The sequence below is a fragment of the Dehalobacter sp. 12DCB1 genome (assembly GCF_004343605.1).
GTDB lineage: Bacteria > Bacillota > Desulfitobacteriia > Desulfitobacteriales > Syntrophobotulaceae > Dehalobacter.
Window position 1 is genome coordinate 1 of record NZ_POSF01000017.1, and the last position, 17,511, is coordinate 17,511.

Sequence of the window (17,511 nt, forward strand, 5' to 3'; positions counted from 1 at the left end):
TTTATAAATGAACAAAAATCAGCTAAGGACCAATCCGCTGCTTAATTAAATACAGCCGAGGGAATTTACACACTAATAAGGACTTGACTATTCCCCGACGTTCTTTTCATTCTTCTTTTGAATTTCCGCCCCAAAACCCATCACTTTCTTGCCGATGCGGTTTTGAATCAGCTTGTCAATCCCATCAAAAGCCCCGCCGACAATGAACAGGATGTTCGTGGTATCGAGCTGGATGAATTCCTGGTGGGGATGCTTGCGTCCTCCCTGCGGAGGAACACTGGCTACTGTGCCTTCCAGGATTTTGAGCAGTGCCTGCTGAACACCTTCCCCTGATACATCCCTGGTAATGGATGGATTCTCAGATTTTCGGGCAATCTTATCAATCTCATCAATATAGATAATCCCTCGCTCTGCCCTCTCAATATCATAATCAGCAGCCTGAATCAGTTTGAGGAGAATATTCTCGACATCTTCTCCGACATAGCCGGCTTCCGTCAATGAGGTTGCATCCGCTATAGCAAATGGGACATTCAGAACTTTAGCCAGTGTAGAAGCAAGCAGCGTCTTACCGGAACCTGTTGGACCGAGCATAATAATATTGGATTTCTGAAGCTCGACATCATCGACCTTCATGCCAATGCTGATACGCTTGTAATGGTTATAAACTGCAACAGATAATGCTTTTTTTGCTTCGTCCTGACCGACAACGTATTGATCAAGAATACTTCTGATTTCTTTGGGTTTAGGAATCTCTCCAATTTCTGAGCCTACATCATCCTGGAGTTCCTCTTCAATGATTTCATTACAGAGCTCGATGCATTCATCACAAATGTATACCCCGGGACCTGCTACCAGTTTCTTGACCTGTTCCTGCGTTTTACCGCAAAAAGAACATTTCAGTTGATTCTTTTCATCGTTAAACTTTGCCATATGCTCACCCCTTTATTGAGAATTCCCTTATCATTATCGCAATAATTATCTTATTCATTTTCCTCCGCAACATTACTCTCCGAATCTGTGTTCTGTGCTGCGGCACTTTCCTGTTCAACACCATTGTTCTTGACCAGGAAATCAACGGTATGCTCTGATGTTAAACTCATTTTGAACATCTGCATCTCACCGCGAGCTTCAAAAGCTGACTTCAGTTCTTCAGCTGTCCTGCCATACTGCATAGCCATCCTATTAATCTCGGATTCAATTTCTTCATCAGTAACCGTAATTCCTTCTTTTTCCGCAATTGCTTCAAGGACAAGTTCAGTTTTTAGTCCATCAGCTGCCTGCTGACTGAAGGATTCACGAAGCGCTTCTATGCTAGTGTTGACATACTGACAATACTGCTCCATGGAAATCCCCTGATAGGCCATGTTCTGCTGCAGGTCTTCCATCAACGCATCAATGCGTTCCTGTTTCATTCCTTCAGGAATTTCACAGACTGCATTTTCAGCAACCTTCTTCATAACTTCGGTCTTATATTCATTGTCGCATCTGTTTTCTGCAGCCAAAATCATCTTTTCTCTAATATCCTGCTTCAATTCTTCTAACGTGTCAAATTCGCTGACGTCTTTGGCAAACTCGTCATCCAGAGCAGCCAGTTCTTTTCTCTTAATACCGTTGATCTTGACTTTAAACATGGCATCTTTTCCAGAGAGCTCTTCGCTGTGATAGCCTTCCGGGAACTTAACATTGATTTCGAGTTCCTGACCATTCTTAGAACCTTTTATTTGTTCCTCAAATCCTGGGATAAAAGTGCCGGAACCGATGGTTAACTCGTGATTCTCACCTTTTCCTCCTTCAAACGGCACATCACCCAGGAATCCTTCAAAGTCAATCGTGACAATATCCTGGTCAATGATTTCTCCGTCTTCAACCGGAATAAGTTTAGCATGTCTATTTTGACGGCGTTCCAATTCTTCGGCCACCTGCTCGTCTGTAACCTCAACAGCCTGTTTTTCAATGCCAAGACCCTTATATTCTCCCAGCTCTACATCAGGTTTTGTCTCTACCTTAACTTTATAAATGAAATCTTTATCTGCCTCAAATTGGACAACCTGTATAGCCGGTCTGGAAACAGGCGTAATGGAATGCTCTTTAAAGGCTTCAAATAAAGCCGGGTAAGAGACCTGCTCCATCACTTCATTTTTCACAGCGTCTTTATCAACATACCTTTCTATTATATGCTTGGGGGCTTTTCCTTTGCGAAAACCTGGTATGCTGAGTCCCTGGCCGGCTCTTTTCATTACCCGGTCAAAAGCTGCAGAAACCTCTTCAACCCCAACCGTAATTTCCATTTCGTAGGTGTTATTGTTCTTCTTTTCGATCTTGACAGACATGTCCGCTCCTCCTTGGAATTTAACCTTGCTTTTATTTTTTATATTTAAATAGTATCAACATTTCACACCAGGATATTCTGCCCTTTTTCAAATAAATGCAAACCTTGCTAAAGAGTAAATCCCTGGAAAAAAAGCAATAAGTTTAGAAAGAGGAAACATCCGTTTCCCCTTTCCAGTAAACCTGATATTGACCAGTTAATATTATCAGAAGTTTTCCAAAGAATCAAGGAAAACGCTTGATATTCTGTTTAAATCTAGTGCCTTGTTAATCCTTGTTTTGGAATATAATGACGGGCAGATTTTCTGCCGGGTACTACATCGCTTCTGTTTTGAACGGATTGGTTTTGGTGTTTTTCCTGAGTGTCAAAATATAGGCAGCTGCATTTTGTGAAGGATTGACCGGCAGTATCATCCGTGCCGCTAAACTCATTGTTTCCAGTCTGGCCGGATGCTTAAACAGTTCTACTGTGTAGCGGATCAGTTCATCCGGGGTACCGAAAGCCTTCCCCGCTCCCGCTTGTTCAACGAAATAAGCATTTCCTTTTTCATGCCCCGGGATTGGTCTGTACATCAGCAAGGGAAGTCCCATGGTCAGTGCTTCGGAAATTGTCAATGCTCCTCCTTTAGTGATCATAAGATCAGAAGCTGCCATCAATTCCTGAACATTGTCGACATGACCGTAGAGTCTGATGCAGAGATTCTTTTCCCGAATTTCACTGTTAAGCGCATGGTACAGCTCTTTATTGTAGCCGCAAACCACCAATAATTGTGCCGAAATATCCTGAGCCAGGTTCCGGACAATCTCCTTCAGTTCTGCGACATTGCTCACGGGTTTACCGTTAAGACCCATGATGAGTACTGTCTTCCGGTTCAGGTCAAGCTTCAGTTTTTGTTTAGCGGCGCATTGTTGGATGGCTTCTTCAAATCTTAACCGGAGAGGGATCCCGGACTGAATCACGTTCTGGGGTGCTATTCCTGCCTCCGCGAGCCTGGTACATGCATCCTTGCAACCTACAATATACTTATCCGTTCCGGAGTGGATCCATACACCGTGAACAAGGTAGTCCGTCACCACCGTAACCAGCGGAACAGAAAGGAGCCCTTTGAGTTTCAGTTCACCCAGTATGGCAGCCGGTATAAAATGGGTACTTACAATCACATCAGGATTGAACTTCCAGATACAATCTAACAGCTTCTTCGTTTCCAATCCCCGCACAAACTTCCGGCAGTCTTCGGCAGTCAGTCCTGCCGTCTTTTCAAAGAGTATTCTCCAGAGTTTCGGCGTCTTCTTGATCATTGTTGCGTAGGCTTTCCTCATAAAATAATCCGTGTTAAAGTAAAAAAAAGAACCAAAATCTAAGTGCTTTACCTGTATTGGAGAAGGCTGATGGCCAAAAGCTTCGGCAAGTGCTTCACCCGCCTGGAAATGTCCTTCACCATAGTTTGATGAAAAAATCAAAATTCCCGACACTTCTTTTTCCCCCTCCAAGACTCTTTTCATCTGGTGTTATTACTATTCATATTATAAACCGGATCAGATAATTATATATGAAAAGATATTCTGGTCCAAGAATCTGGGATTATTCCTGTTACATCCATATTATAATAATTGCCGGTTGACATTTAAATACTTTTTCTCGATTTTTTACATTTGGTGTTATCTCTTCTGTGACTTCTTTGTTACGGCACCTCCATTTTGGCGATTTGTGATCGTAATGTGTAGAAAAAAGACAGTCAACCATTTATAGGTCAACTGCCTGAAGTCCTTAATTTTGGTGCGGGAGACAGGACTTGAACCTGCACGGAGTTACCCGCTGGAACCTAAATCCAGTGCGTCTGCCAGTTCCGCCACTCCCGCATATAAAAGTTGGCTGGGGTAGATGGATTTGAACCACCGGTGTCGGAGTCAGAGTCCGATGCCTTACCGCTTGGCGATACCCCATTGGAATAAAAAATCGGTTATGCAATTCGCTGACGGCTCTAACACGCAAACAGTATTATACTTAAAAAAAATTGCCCTGTCAAACAAAAGTTAATACAAAAAAATAGTGTCCTTATTTTATCGGACACTGAAAGTTTTTGCAAAAAGAGTTAAAACCAAAGACATAAAGCGCTGCTTTTTCAATTCTAAGATTCTGCCATTGTTTTATATCCATTTTTTCACCAAACCGGTTCTCGGCAATTCCATCTTTCCCAATCCAGCCTGAAGCTTCCCCCTCACCTAAACGAATTTCCCATTTGCCTTCATTTATATCAGGTAAGATCTGAACATTGCATCGGGCATGGAAAATCTCCACAATTTTGACGAATAATCTAAATAAATATTCTTCATATTCAATGGGCTCACTTTGTGGGATCGCAAGGTCGGAACAGATATCCTCGACCAGCACCGTCAGCCCCTTAGCAGGGTTATAGCGATGATAAAATGCTGTCGTAAGGGATCCGTAATTAATCACTCCGGAATCATAATCAATCGTCAGCGGATGGTCTAGGTCTGTAAATCGAAGTGTAATCCTGTTACCCGAAATACCCCATTTCCCGTGATAGCGCGACATCAGCTGGTCTGCTATCTGAAAAGACAGAATATAGGTGGATATTTGCTTTTCATCTCTAATGGCACATCCTATACAATCTCTGTCCTGATTATAAGCTATTGATGAAATCCTCATCATGATCAATCACTCCCCACCGTGTTTCACCATATAAAACAATGTTTCATTTTATACCTATAAAAATTAGTTTTGTTTTATTATCTGAAACATTGTTTCATTTTTAAACTAAACCTTCATCATTGTCCCCATCTTTTCAATTTTTTTGCTGAAGCTTAATGTCTGATCTTTTGGCTATCTTATGCAAACCAACACAAAAAGATTCTGAAATATTTGAAAATATAGTATTAATATTATGTACTAGTTTCCTACTTCCGTCAAGCGTTTTTTTGGGTAGTACTGTAAGATCAGCGGCCGGAATATCCTAATCTGGAGGATATATCCTGACCAACACGCTTGATTTCCTGACCGACCTTTTCAATCCCTTTCTCCATCAGCCTATTAATGGGTCCGGAAATGCTGATCGCACCAATGGTTCTACCCGAATAATCATAAATGGGTGTTCCTATATTAATGACCCCGACTTCAGTTTCTTCAGCGGCAACTGCAATGCCTGTTTTTCTTATTTCCTTCAGCTGTTCGATCAGTTTTTCCGGATCTGTAATCGTCTGCTGAGTAAAACGGGGCATACCCTTTTTTTGCAGAATAAGCCTTACTTCCTCTTCCGGCAAAGTGGAAAGAATCGCTTTACCAACCGCCGTACAATGCATGTAGCCTCTGCTGCCTACCTTGGAGTACATGCCGATTAACTGGGAACTCTCTTTATGATCAATGAACACTACTTCTCCGTTGTCGGGCAGGACAAGATGAACTACTTCATCAAAGGTTTTGGCCAGGCTTTCCAAATAGCGTTCGGCAATCTTCCGGACTTCAAGCTGATTGAAAAATGCGTTGCCGACTTCAATTATTTTTATCCCGAGACGGTACCGTTCCCTATCTTTTTCTTTTTCGACATATCCCCGATAGCATAAAGTCTGAATAATCCGATGTACCGTGCTTTTATGCAGCCCTATCCTGCTGCCGATTTCAGTCACACCAAATGATTCCCTAGAACTGGCCAGTACTTCCAATATATCCAGCGCTCTTTCCACAGTCTGAACATATCTTTCTGTCACAAACAGGCCCCCCATTCTTCTTGCTGATTTCTATTATGGATGATTTTACTAAGAATAACAATAAAAATTTAAATTGAATATTCTAAAAGATTTACATATAATTTACAGATGATAAACCAAAAAATGGTATAATTGTTTCATGATTCTTTAAAAGAGAATGCAACGGGAGGTGAATATCCTATGGGAGAAATCAAATCCAAATCATTGGTGATACTCTTATGCTTCCTCGTCAGTTTCTTGACTATGCCTCAGATTTCTGCCGCTGCCTTGTCCGCTCCGACAAACTTATCCGCTTCTGCACTCGGTCCAAATGAAATTGCGTTAACCTGGACTGCAGTAAGCGGCGCAGACAAGTACAATGTCTACCGATCAACTTCCCATTCCGGAACCTACACTTTTACTAATTCGGTTACCACAAACCAATATACCGACACCGGTTTGGCCTCCAATCAAACCTATTACTATAAGATCCAGACTGTCGACAACAATGAAACAAGTTTACTTTCTTCCTATGCCGGCGCCACGACCCTTTCCTCTTTCTCAAGTCTTTCAGCGAAATCCTCCGGACCAGGGCAAATCTATCTTTCCTGGAATTCAATCAGCGGAATAACCTCTTACACGGTCTACCGCTCAGCTTCGTATTCAGGGGCCTATACGGAGATTGCCTCGACGTTCTATACCAATTATACGGATGGCAGCCTGACATCAGGCAATACTTACTATTACAAGATCAAAGCTATGGGGAATTCCGGCACAGACTATTTTTCCAATATCGTTAATGCAGCCGCCGGCAGTCCAGGATCCTCTTTCATAACCTCCAATCGTTTGTCAGGCAGTGACAGATATGAAACATCCGCCCTGATTTCCCAGTATGGCTGGAGTTCTTCCAACTACGCCATCATTGTCAATGGTGAAAATTATCCGGATGCCTTATGCAGCGCTCCGCTCGCCTCTAAATATAATGCTCCTATTCTGCTGACCTCCAGCGAATCATTAAGCACCAAGACCAGGACCGAACTTTCCCGTCTGCACGTCTCACATGTCTTTCTTATCGGTGGGGCTTCAGCCATCTCCACAAGTGTGGAACGGGAGATCTATTATATGGGAATATCCATATCCCGGATTGCCGGTTCTGACCGCTATGATACCTCGGCCAGAATTGCCCAGACGCTGGGAAGCTATAACCAGGCAATCATTGCAACGGGTGAAAACTTTGCGGATGCTTTATCTGCCGCTCCTATCGCCGCGATCAAAGAAATTCCGATCCTGCTTACAGCTAAAAACAGCTTGCCCGGTAACATCCAGCAAGCTCTGCAAAATGTCACCAGCACATATGTTGTTGGCGGAACCGGTGTCATCAGCACCAGTGTTTTAAATCTTCTTCCTGCGGGGAAAAGGCTGAGTGGTGCTGACCGCTATGAAACCAACCTTAAAATTATCGATGAATTTTCAGCTCAACTTAATCTGGCCGCCTGCTGTATCGCAACCGGGCAATCATTTCCCGATGCGCTCGCAGGTTCGGCCTTGGCAGCACAGACAAATTCCCCCGTTATTTTGGTCAACAGTCTGACCAACACTTCTGTCGGGAATTATATCAATCAAAAAAGTAATCTGATCAGCAAATTGATTGTCTTCGGTGGTACAGCCGTGATACCGCAAAACGTCGTAAACACCCTTTTAGACGATATTGCTTCTGTCCCGGCTGCTCCGCCAAATCTTACAGCGAAATCGCAAAGTATCAGTCAGATCGCGTTATCCTGGCCAACAGTAAACGGTGCCACTTCCTATGCTGTATACCGCGCTTCTTCCTACTATGGGTCTTACTATCAGATTGCAAAAGTTTCCTCGACTTCGTATATCAATAGTGGACTATCCCCCAACACAACATATTACTATAAGATAAAAGCTACGAACGGTACCGGATCGAGCGCCTTTTCACCTGTTGCTAGCACCACGACTGCGCTCAGCATCCCGTCTGCCCCGGCAAATCTTACGGCAACACCGAAAAGTACCAGTCAGATCACACTTTCCTGGTCCGCTGTCAGCGGGGCAGCATCCTATTCCATTTACCGGTCTTCCTCAGCATCAGGACCGTATTCTCTGCTTACGACCATTACCGCTACTTCTTATACCAATAGTGGTCTGACAGCCAATACGACTTATTATTATAAGGTGCTGGCCACAAACAGTGTCGGTTCGAGTTCTTATTCTGCCATTGCCAGTGCCAAAACCATTGCTGCCAGCGTTCCTTCCATTCCTGATAATCTCACTGCTGTGCCAAAGAGCTCAACACAGATTTCCCTATCCTGGTCTTCGGTCAGCGAAGCAGATACTTATTCCATATACAGAGCCAATTCAGTATCAGGGACTTACACGCTTATGGCCACGACCACAACCAATGCGTATACAGACAGCAGTCTGACCGCGAGTACTGCCTATTACTACAAAGTCCTGGCTGTGAACACTGCCGGCAGCAGTGCCTATTCGGCGGTCACCAGTGCCACTACCCTTGCCTCGAGTGTGCCAACTGCTCCAGCAAATCTGACTGCTGCAGCGCTAAGCTCTTCGCAGATATCGCTGTCCTGGTCCGCCGTAAGCGGAGACCCGATTTATTCCGTATACCGGTCTCACTCTGCTTCCGGAACTTATACACGTATCACGACTTTATCTTCAACCTCCTATACCAATACGGGTCTGGATGCAGGAACCACCTATTACTATAAAGTTTTGGCCTCCAACAGCGCCGGAGATGGCCCTTATTCTTTAACAGCAAATACCATCACATTTCCGTCCGTACCATTAGATCTGACGGCAACAGCCGATAATTCCAGCCAGATTGTTGTGGATTGGACTCCGGTCACCGGTGCAAGCTCCTATATCGTTTACAGGGCATCCTCTTCCGAAGGCACCTATAATCCGATAGCGGAAAATGTGGCAGCGCCCCCTTACACGGATACAGGCTTAGATCCGGAGACAACCTATTATTATAAAATTGTTGCGTTAAACAGCAGCGGCCAGAGCGGTCTATCCGCGAAAGCATCCGCCACGACGCAGGCAGCATCACCATAAAAAATCTACACCGCCCTAAAGGGGTCAGGTTACTGACGAACCCCATGATTAAAAAAAATGATGGGACTTGCTCCGCCGCTTCGCGGCTATCACGCCGAGGCGGGTAATCAAAAAGCTTTATCTTGCGATAAAGCTTAAATCTTTTTATATGGGGTGAATGATGGGACTTGAACCCACGAGTGCCGGAGCCACAATCACTCTGTGACTGCCGCGATACCACAAGCCATAATCCATGCGTGCTTGCGGGCTTTTACCTTTGAAAAAACACCGTTTCTCATGCTGTATTTGATTTCTTAACCTACCTGGATTTTAACCAATTATTTTACAGAATACAAGTAATTAATTTTTATAATTAGTATTTATTATAACTATACTTGGGTTAGAAACAAACTATAAGCAATTATGCTCCTTTAGCCTTATATACCTGCCGGTACCCGGTTGTTTCAATGCAGACTATTTGTTCAATCTCTTCATCCGGATTTTCCGGTGCAACAAAGTCCCGGTGATCTTCATACTTGACGCAGCTGCCGCAAGAAGAGCTGAGACTTCTGGGAACAGGCATTACGACCGCATGAAGGTTATTGGCTATACACTTTTTTTTAAAGCGCATCGCGCCATAATGCGAATAAAAGGTTGCGATGTATTCCATAAGTGGATTCCCCTTCGATGTTTGTGCTGCATTATTATTTTTTTGTTATTTTCAATGTAAAGATCCTATTTTCTTCAGTATAATCACTATGATATCCTGCAACTCTCGCAAAACGTGAGACATTTTCCAAAGAGGTACGGTTGTCAAGCAGTATGGTATATTCATCCTCGTTGGAAGCCATTGCTTTCTTGATCATGATAACAGGCTCTGGACATGAACGGCCTCTTGCATCGAGCATGTCAATTCTCCTCTCAATGTAATGTAATTTTTTACATTTGAATAAATATCAAAGCGTATGTCAATTATTCACAGTTGCAGCGGCCTTCCGGGTGTTGACCACAGCGATTATCAGCATGACAACCAAACCAATAGCGACCGCGATCATGCCGTTGGTCGTAGGTCCTTTAGCTGAAGAAGCTAAAGAAAAATTGTGCGCAAAGGCTGCGCCGGCAAATAGCCCAATCACTGTAATAACGGAGTCCGTATTGCCTTCGCCGGCAAGAATCATTTGCCGAAGCGGACAGCCTCCAAGGAGTGTCGAGCCAAAACCAACCGTAAGCATACCGAGAAAATTCCATAAACCGTCCGTATGGGCAATGGGTTGATTGGCAAATCCCACGGATAAGTTACCGGTAGCGGTATTCATAACAAAAGCAGATGCCAGGATAGCCAGAAAACCAAGCAACAATTTCCATTCTCTAAATAATACTAGATCCCGAATGCCGCCAACCATGCAAAGTCGGGTTCTTTGCGCTAAGATACCGACAAGGATACCCGCAGCTAGAGAAATTGCGATCGCGGCATGTTTGGCTCCGGGACCGGCTCCTGCTTCCGTAAAATAAATAAAGGCAGGCGCTGCCAAGAGTAAAGAAAGAAACACAATTTGTATCACCGGGAATATGACTCCCTCAATTTTCGGAAGACTATAGGTTCTTTTTAATGTATAGCCCCTGTTAAGGAAGAATATCCCTGCTAAAATGCCACAGATGAATCCAACCAAGCCAACGAGAGCATTTAAGTCTCCGCCGGCAAGTCGTAGAATCATCCGGAAGGGGCATCCCAGGAACATCAGCGCTCCGATCATAACAAAAAATCCAAGAATAAACCGCGTTAAAGGGGAAGAACCACCTCGCGGTGAGAATTCTTTTTTACTTAAAGCCATCAGACAGGATCCCAAAACCAAACCAATAATTTCCGGTCGTATGTATTGGACGGCAGTGGCCCGATGCAAACCCAGCGCACCTGCCGTGTCGCGGACAAAGCAGGCAATACAAAAGCCCATATTGGCTGGATTGCCTAGAAGCACCAGTGTGACAGAAATAATACCAATGATAATTCCAGCGATAACAATTACAATCTTTTCGTTTTTGATCACTCTTCAATGACCTCCTTCTGTAATATCATTATTTAGACATTATGTGTCTAACATATGGAGATAATATTACCATAATAGGTTTATAAAAAAAAATTGAAATTTTCAATAATAAAAGTCTTTATGAATAGATTATTCCAATATATTAACGCAACAAAATTGAGCTATAATATAAGCTGAATAACATCAGTTAGAAAGGGAAAAAATGAATCTCACCAAAATATATTTTGATAATGCTTGTACAACTTTTCCTAAACCAGCTTCAGTTTCTGCTGCAGTAGTGCACTACATGCAGAGTATCGGTGCAAATATCAGTCGGGGTGGCTACGAAAGTGCCTATACAGCGGATGAAATTGTGATTGAAACCAGAGAACTCATTTGTGAGTTATTCAATTACCCCAACTGTAAAAACGTTATTTTCACTCCAAATATCACAACTAGTTTAAATATGATCTTAAAAGGCTTCTTGCATAATGGCGATCATGTGCTTGTTTCAGCAATGGAACATAACGCGGTCATGCGGCCTTTGATCCAGCTTCAAACTTCCGGAGTAGAATTTGACAGGATTCCCTGTACTGAGGATGGAGAGTTATTGTTCGAAGAAGTACCCAGGCTGCTCAGGCCGAACACTAAAGCGATCGTCATGACCCACGCTTCCAACGTTTGCGGGACACTTCTTCCTATTCAGAAAGTAGGCAGTTTTTGCAAAGAACAGGGGTTGGCTTTTATTATTGATAGTGCCCAGACGGCTGGAGTTATTCCAATCGATATGCAAGCAATGGGTATTGATGTCCTCGCTTTTACCGGACACAAGGGTTTACTGGGACCGCAGGGGATCGGCGGCTTTATCACGACAGAAGCTATGTTTCCGTTAATAAACCCCCTTATCAGCGGCGGAACGGGGAGTTTATCCCATACAGAGGAAGTACCAGGCTTCATGCCGGACCGATTTGAAGCAGGCACGATGAATCTTCCGGGAATTTTCGGACTTCATGCAGCTTTGCGGTATCTATTGGAAACAGGCATTGATAAGATTCGAGAAAAAGAACTCGAATTGACCGCCCGTTTTTTGAAAAAGCTGAAATCATTACCGGATATTCGGATTATTGGGAGGCCGGATATAATCAATCGCACAGCGGTTGTATCCATCCAGACCACCAAACGCGATCTTGCCGAGATTTCGTTTGAACTTGACAATCGCTATGGCGTGATGACAAGGGTAGGTTTGCATTGCGCTCCAAATGCTCATAAAACATTGAAAACTTATCCAACCGGAACTCTACGCTTCTCATTTGGGCACTATAATACCAACAAGGAAGTGGATTATTCAATTGAAGCCATTAGGAGAATTACTGATGGGTGAATGATGGGACTTGCTCCGTCGCTTCGCGGCTATCACGCCGGGGCGGGTAAATGCTTCCATAGGTCGCATTTCCTGTTCAAGTCCCATCATTCCTAATAATAAAGCTTTATCTTGCGATAAAGCTTAATCTTTTTATATGGGGTGAATGATGGGACTTGAACCCACGAGTGCCGGAGCCACAATCCGGTGCGTTAACCACTTCGCCACATCCACCATGAATATTTTTTTGTTTTTGAGAAATACACTTTTAAATGAAAAATGGTGCGCCTGGAGAGATTCGAACCCCCGACAACCTGCTTAGAAGGCAGATGCTCTATCCGGCTGAGCTACAGGCGCATGTTTTAATCACTGCAGCATTGATTATGGTCGGGGCAGAGGGATTTGAACCCCCGGCCTCCTGCTCCCAAGGCAGGCGCGCTACCAAACTGCGCTATACCCCGCCGCTTTTTGTGACAATGAATAGTATATCCCAAGAGAAAAAACTAGTCAAGAAACATTTTAATTTTATGCATTTCAAATTTCTTCAAATTTCTATTGATCTTTTTATACCTCAGATTGTCATTTTACTATCAAAATAACGATCAAAATGATTTCATTAATGCTGTCAGCAATGGAACTGCTTTTGCAAAAGCCCGGGCTCTGTGGCTGAGACAATTTTTTTCATCCAGACTAAGCTCCGCCATCGTTTTCTGGAGGTCAGGCAGGTAAAACACAGGGTCATAACCGAACCCACCGGTTCCAATTCTCTCGGTCAGTATTCTTCCTTCAACCGATCCCTCCGTCAAATATTCCTGGCCGTCAGGACAGATGATCGCCAGTGCACAGCGGAAGCGGGCAGTCCTGTTTTCCTCAGGTACGCCTTCCAGGTCTGTCAGAAGTTTTTCTATATTATGCTCATCATTTTTCGGTTCCCCGGCATAGCGTGCCGAAAAAATGCCGGGTGCTCCCGCCAGAGCATCCACTTCAAGCCCTGAATCGTCTGCCAGCGTAATCATTTTTCCCGCGGCGCAGGCAGCCCGCGCCTTAATAAAAGCATTTTCGGCAAATGTACTGCCAGACTCTTCAACCTCCTGATAATCCGGAAGATCGCTTAACGACAGAATTTCGATTTTTTCGTCGTTAAGCAATTCCTCCAGTTCCATTACTTTGCCCTTATTCATTGTCGCAAGCAAGACCTGCATCCTTACAAACCTCCTTCGGACTATGCTACCGGAAGCTCTTTGGCCAGCGCTTCCTTCTGCAAAGCGCTGAGTTTTTGAATACCCGATTCCCCGAGGTTTAAGAATGCATTCAGATCCTCTTGGTCAAACGGCTGACCTTCTGCAGTACCCTGAATCTCTACAAAACGCCCCGAACCGGTCATCACAATATTCATATCGACTTCGGCTTTGGAATCCTCCTCATAGGCAAGATCGGCTACAGGTATCCCATCTACTTTGCCTACAGAAATGGCCGCAATACTGTCTATTAAAGGGTCCTGCTTAATCAATTGATTTTTGAGCAGGTAGTTTACAGCATCAGCCAGGGCAACATAAGCACCCGTAATCGAAGCTGTCCTGGTCCCGCCGTCTGCCTGAAGGACATCACAATCCAGCCAGATGGTCCTTTCTCCAAGTCTACTCAGATCGACAATGGAACGCAGCGCCCTGCCGATCAACCGCTGAATCTCCATTGTCCTTCCGCCCAATTTTCCCTTGGAAGCCTCACGCTGATTGCGCACGGCCGTCGCCCTCGGAAGCATAGAGTATTCCGCTGTAACCCAGCCGCTGCCGGTCCCCTTTTTAAATGGCGGTACTTTATCTTCAACAGTAGCCGTACAAATCACCCTGGTTTTCCCGACCTCAATCAGGACGGAGCCTTCGGGAAGGTCCGTAAACTTCCTGGTAATCTTCACAGGTCGGATTTCATCGGGTTGTCTTCCATCAAATCTTAGCATATTATCAAGCTTCCTTTCTGTTCTTAAAAAATTATTAATATTTATCAATTGTATAACCGGTTATCAAGCTCAACGGTACTTAAACTTTCTGATAGACGAACCGGATTCTTGCAGCGACAAGAGCGAGGATCAGTACAGCAGAGCCAAAAAGAGCCAGAATTCTGATAACCAGATCAAAGAAGAACTGCTCCGGCACCATTTGGATCAGGATATCGGTCTCCGGATCAAGCAGCCAAAGGTCATTTGTAAAAATCAGATAGTGAAAGCTGTCCCAGAACACTTGAAAATCCCGCCAGACCGCAATCCCTACTGCCCCGAATATACAGAGAAATATGACTGCCGCGGCCAGAAAGCCGCTGGCCCAGGAACGGAAGTATTTCTTCCCGTTGCTTATCCTTAGTAAGATCAGAAACAGAAACAGGACAATCAGACCTGCGTTGCGGACCATGCGGCTGCTCAGGTACAACCTTTGAACATCTGCCATATGTACGATTTCCCGCTGATTAAACACCTGTCTTTCCTGACCGTTAATCTCTGCACGGATTTCAAGGTTATCCTTGTCCCCCTGGATATAAGCCAGCAGTTCCGTGGTCGTCACCATCAGATCTTTTTCCGGCATCCCGGTCACAGATACCGTGTCCAGTTTGTTATATTCCGACCGGAAGAAATTGAGATCAAAGACGCATAGTTCAATCACCGTCAGCAACATGACAGCGATTAGAATCAATCCGCTGACAATTGCAAGAAACCCGTTCGCAGCCTTCTTACCTGACATCATTTCTCCTCATATATCCTAATATCCTAATATCCTCACCAAATACATTAACCAAATATCCTATTTAAATACGTTAATCCTCACTTCGTATCTTGCCTGAATTTCCTACTTGTTTTTTCTGGCCAGCGCAATGCCGTCGCCAAACGGAAGTACGCTTACCTCAAATTCCGGCAGACAGGCCAAGTGCTGCAGGAAATCCCTCATACAACCGACCATTCGATCATATTTCCGGTCAAAAACCGAACCAGGCACAACCCAGCCCCTGAATAGAACATTATCCGCCACCAGAACCCCGCCAGGGGAAATGAGCGGTGTGATAAGATCAAGGTAATCCAGGTACTCCCCTTTGGCTGCATCTACAAATATCAAATCATATGTTTCCGTCAGTTTCGGCAGGCAGTGCAGCGCATTCTTACAGCTGAAATCAACCAAATGGGCAAGCCCGGCCTTTTTCAGATATTCTTCTGCTCTGTTGAGCCTCCCTCTGTTCATATCCAATGTATAAACCTTGCCTCCGGTTTCGGCTGCACCTCTGGCCAGATAAACGGTGGAATAACCGATCGCCGTACCGATCTCCAGAATACGTTTGGCATCCGTCATCTTGACCATTAGCTCAAGGAAGTGACCGACCGCCGGTGTAACCACAGGGATTGTTTCCTCCAAGGCAACGCTTTCCATCTCTTGAAGCAGCCCTTCCCTGGCAGGAAGCAATTCTTCGAGGTACCTTTCTAGTTCAAAAGGATAGAACAAACCATCACCCCAATATTTGATATTCTTTCCTTCCTGTCTCGTAAAGATTCTGCCCGAGACTGTCAATCAGGACAATGGCAGGAAAATCTTCGATAACAAGTCTCCGGACTGCCTCCGTTCCGAGTTCCGGATAGGCAATGACCTCAGCTTCCTTGATGCAGGAAGCCAGGAGTGCTCCCGCACCGCCGATCGCCCCAAAGTAGACTGCACCGTTTTCCCTGATGGCCTGTATGACCTCAGGAGAACGAAGCCCTTTTCCGATCATCCCCTTTAAACCTTTGGCCAGCAGACTAGGAGAATAGGCATCCATTCTGCCACTGGTTGTCGGTCCGGCAGATCCGATAACTTTACCTGGAGAAGCCGGGGCGGGTCCCACAAAATAGATCACCTGTCCCTTCATATCAAAGGGCAGTTCCTCTCCCTGGGCTAAGGCCTCAGCCATTTTCTTATGAGCCGCATCTCTTCCGGTATAGACGACTCCGCTGATCAGCACCTTTTCACCGCATCTGAGAGAAGCAGCAGTGGTATCATCCAGCGGTACTGAAATTTTTCGGGTTTCAACCGTTTTATTATTACTCACAGGAAGGAACCCTCCCTTCCAAAATCACCTGACAATGTCGGGTAACATGACAATTAATATTGACAGCTGCGGGCAGCCCTGCAATATGCGTCGGAAATACCTCAATATTTACGGCCAGCGCTGTCGTCCGGCCGCCAAAACCCTGGGGACCTATCCCTAAATGATTAATTTGGGTCAGAAGCTCCTGTTCCAGCCGGGCATATTCTTCAACCGGATTCGATTCCCCGATCGGACGAAGCAGGGCCTTTTTAGCCAAATAGGCAGCCTTTTCCATCGTACCTCCGAGTCCAACTCCAACCACGATAGGTGGACAGGGATTAGGCCCGGCTTTATCCACCGTTTCCACAACAAAATTCTTTACTGCAGGCAAACCATCCGAAGGCTTAAACATTTTCAAGGCACCCATGTTTTCACTGCCAAACCCTTTCGGTGCAATCGTAATCCCAATCTTGTCCCCTGATACAATTTCATAATGAATAACTGCAGGTGTATTATCTCCGGTATTAATCCTGTTAAAAGGATCTTTGACGATAGATTTACGCAAAAAACCCTTTTCATAGCCCCTGCGCACGCCCTCATTCAGGGCTCCCGTCAAATCTCCACCGATAATATGCAGGTCCTGGCCGACTTCTACAAACAATACCGCCATCCCGGTATCCTGACATATCGGTATATTTTCTTTGCCTGCAATCTCCGCATTTTCCAAAAGCTGCTGAAGTACTTCTCTGCCCTGGGGGGATTCCTCAGTGCCAAGAGCCTTGTTTAAAGCATCAATAACGTCCTGATTCAGAATACAGTTCGCCTCAATACACAGTCTCTCCACTGCAGAAATGACCTCGTTAACATGAATCTCTTTCACAATTTACCTCCGCTTTTTGTCCGGAACACTTTTATTCAGTATAGCGCAAATACGGGATTCAAGAAATATAACTTTTAAAAAAGGTTTGCCGTCAAAAAAAACAT

15 protein-coding genes, 5 tRNA genes and 1 pseudogene are annotated in these 17,511 nt (G+C 44.7%); 2 read left to right on the forward strand and 19 right to left on the reverse strand.

Translation table 11 applies throughout. The features are described 5' to 3' along the window. Positions 1–90: 90 nt before the first annotated feature. The 7 genes and pseudogenes from clpX to C1I38_RS10885 all read right to left on the reverse strand — a co-directional run. Positions 91–930: pseudogene (clpX, locus tag C1I38_RS10855) on the reverse strand (ATP-dependent Clp protease ATP-binding subunit ClpX); the annotation flags it as partial. Positions 931–980: 50 nt separating this feature from the next. After that, on the reverse strand, positions 981–2,330 hold the full coding sequence (gene tig, locus C1I38_RS10860; protein ID WP_119775924.1) for a trigger factor: 1,350 nt from the start codon (positions 2,328–2,330) through the stop codon (positions 981–983). A gap of 313 nt (positions 2,331–2,643) precedes the next feature. Further along, positions 2,644–3,801, reverse strand: a complete 1,158-nt coding sequence (locus C1I38_RS10865) for a glycosyltransferase (protein WP_243103708.1) — start codon at positions 3,799–3,801, stop codon at positions 2,644–2,646. 302 nt (positions 3,802–4,103) lie between these two features. Further along, positions 4,104–4,188, reverse strand: a tRNA-Leu gene (locus tag C1I38_RS10870). 10 nt (positions 4,189–4,198) lie between these two features. Then, positions 4,199–4,272 (reverse strand) — tRNA-Gln (locus C1I38_RS10875). Positions 4,273–4,384: 112 nt separating this feature from the next. Beyond that, positions 4,385–5,002, reverse strand: coding sequence for a hypothetical protein (locus C1I38_RS10880; protein WP_026156258.1), 618 nt, complete (start codon positions 5,000–5,002; stop codon positions 4,385–4,387). Positions 5,003–5,286: 284 nt separating this feature from the next. Beyond that, positions 5,287–6,054, reverse strand: coding sequence for an IclR family transcriptional regulator (locus C1I38_RS10885; protein ID WP_119775827.1), 768 nt, complete (start codon positions 6,052–6,054; stop codon positions 5,287–5,289). A gap of 180 nt (positions 6,055–6,234) precedes the next feature. Here C1I38_RS10885 and C1I38_RS10890 point away from each other — a divergent pair, with 180 nt between their 5' ends. After that, a complete protein-coding gene (locus C1I38_RS10890) occupies positions 6,235–9,123 on the forward strand; it encodes a cell wall-binding repeat-containing protein (RefSeq protein WP_119775825.1) in 2,889 nt (962 codons plus the stop codon). Between the two features lie 400 nt (positions 9,124–9,523). Here C1I38_RS10890 and C1I38_RS10895 read toward each other — a convergent pair whose 3' ends face one another. Genes C1I38_RS10895 through yedE form a run of 3 tightly spaced genes read right to left on the reverse strand, consistent with a single transcriptional unit; the run spans position 9,524 to position 11,147 of the window. After that, on the reverse strand, positions 9,524–9,772 hold the full coding sequence (locus tag C1I38_RS10895; protein ID WP_019224758.1) for a DUF3343 domain-containing protein: 249 nt from the start codon (positions 9,770–9,772) through the stop codon (positions 9,524–9,526). Positions 9,773–9,806: 34 nt separating this feature from the next. Next, positions 9,807–10,010, reverse strand: a complete 204-nt coding sequence (locus C1I38_RS10900) for a sulfurtransferase TusA family protein (RefSeq protein ID WP_019224757.1) — start codon at positions 10,008–10,010, stop codon at positions 9,807–9,809. A gap of 60 nt (positions 10,011–10,070) precedes the next feature. Beyond that, positions 10,071–11,147: a YedE family putative selenium transporter gene (gene yedE, locus C1I38_RS10905; protein WP_025206138.1), complete on the reverse strand. Its 1,077-nt coding sequence runs from the start codon at positions 11,145–11,147 to the stop codon at positions 10,071–10,073. A 202-nt stretch (positions 11,148–11,349) separates the two neighbouring features. Between yedE and C1I38_RS10910 the strand changes: the two genes are divergently transcribed. After that, positions 11,350–12,507, forward strand: coding sequence for an aminotransferase class V-fold PLP-dependent enzyme (locus C1I38_RS10910; protein ID WP_132102140.1), 1,158 nt, complete (start codon positions 11,350–11,352; stop codon positions 12,505–12,507). Between the two features lie 137 nt (positions 12,508–12,644). Here the strand turns inward: C1I38_RS10910 and C1I38_RS10915 are convergent. From C1I38_RS10915 to C1I38_RS10955, 9 genes are all read right to left on the reverse strand, one after another. Then, positions 12,645–12,720, reverse strand: a tRNA-His gene (locus tag C1I38_RS10915). Positions 12,721–12,766: 46 nt separating this feature from the next. Continuing rightward, positions 12,767–12,843, reverse strand: a tRNA-Arg gene (locus tag C1I38_RS10920). Positions 12,844–12,870: 27 nt separating this feature from the next. Next, positions 12,871–12,947: transfer RNA gene (locus C1I38_RS10925), tRNA-Pro, on the reverse strand. Between the two features lie 141 nt (positions 12,948–13,088). Beyond that, positions 13,089–13,688 (reverse strand): XTP/dITP diphosphatase, encoded by a 600-nt coding sequence (locus tag C1I38_RS10930; RefSeq protein ID WP_019224754.1) that lies wholly within the window; start codon positions 13,686–13,688, stop codon positions 13,089–13,091. Positions 13,689–13,708: 20 nt separating this feature from the next. Further along, positions 13,709–14,443, reverse strand: coding sequence for a ribonuclease PH (rph, locus tag C1I38_RS10935; RefSeq protein WP_025206140.1), 735 nt, complete (start codon positions 14,441–14,443; stop codon positions 13,709–13,711). 79 nt (positions 14,444–14,522) lie between these two features. After that, on the reverse strand, positions 14,523–15,221 hold the full coding sequence (locus C1I38_RS10940; RefSeq protein WP_243109310.1) for a TIGR01906 family membrane protein: 699 nt from the start codon (positions 15,219–15,221) through the stop codon (positions 14,523–14,525). A gap of 102 nt (positions 15,222–15,323) precedes the next feature. Beyond that, positions 15,324–15,968 (reverse strand): O-methyltransferase, encoded by a 645-nt coding sequence (locus tag C1I38_RS10945; protein ID WP_132102141.1) that lies wholly within the window; start codon positions 15,966–15,968, stop codon positions 15,324–15,326. Between the two features lie 4 nt (positions 15,969–15,972). Next, a complete protein-coding gene (locus C1I38_RS10950; protein ID WP_132102143.1) occupies positions 15,973–16,548 on the reverse strand; it encodes a Fe-S-containing hydro-lyase in 576 nt (191 codons plus the stop codon). Beyond that, positions 16,541–17,407 (reverse strand): fumarate hydratase, encoded by an 867-nt coding sequence (locus tag C1I38_RS10955; protein WP_132102145.1) that lies wholly within the window; start codon positions 17,405–17,407, stop codon positions 16,541–16,543. The genes C1I38_RS10950 and C1I38_RS10955 overlap by 8 nt, the downstream gene beginning before the upstream one ends. Between the last annotated feature and the right edge of the window lie 104 nt (positions 17,408–17,511).

Excerpts from the sequence above, each read along its gene's own strand:
- tig (WP_119775924.1), bottom strand. The coding sequence starts at position 2,330 with ATGTCTGTCAAGATCGAAAAGAAGAACAATAACACCTACGAAATGGAA.
- C1I38_RS10880 (WP_026156258.1), bottom strand. The coding sequence starts at position 5,002 with ATGATGAGGATTTCATCAATAGCTTATAATCAGGACAGAGATTGTATA.
- C1I38_RS10890 (WP_119775825.1), top strand. The coding sequence starts at position 6,235 with ATGGGAGAAATCAAATCCAAATCATTGGTGATACTCTTATGCTTCCTC.
- C1I38_RS10895 (WP_019224758.1), bottom strand. The coding sequence starts at position 9,772 with ATGGAATACATCGCAACCTTTTATTCGCATTATGGCGCGATGCGCTTT.
- C1I38_RS10900 (WP_019224757.1), bottom strand. The coding sequence starts at position 10,010 with ATGCTCGATGCAAGAGGCCGTTCATGTCCAGAGCCTGTTATCATGATC.
- C1I38_RS10910 (WP_132102140.1), top strand. The coding sequence starts at position 11,350 with ATGAATCTCACCAAAATATATTTTGATAATGCTTGTACAACTTTTCCT.
- C1I38_RS10930 (WP_019224754.1), bottom strand. The coding sequence starts at position 13,688 with ATGCAGGTCTTGCTTGCGACAATGAATAAGGGCAAAGTAATGGAACTG.
- rph (WP_025206140.1), bottom strand. The coding sequence starts at position 14,443 with ATGCTAAGATTTGATGGAAGACAACCCGATGAAATCCGACCTGTGAAG.
- C1I38_RS10940 (WP_243109310.1), bottom strand. The coding sequence starts at position 15,221 with ATGATGTCAGGTAAGAAGGCTGCGAACGGGTTTCTTGCAATTGTCAGC.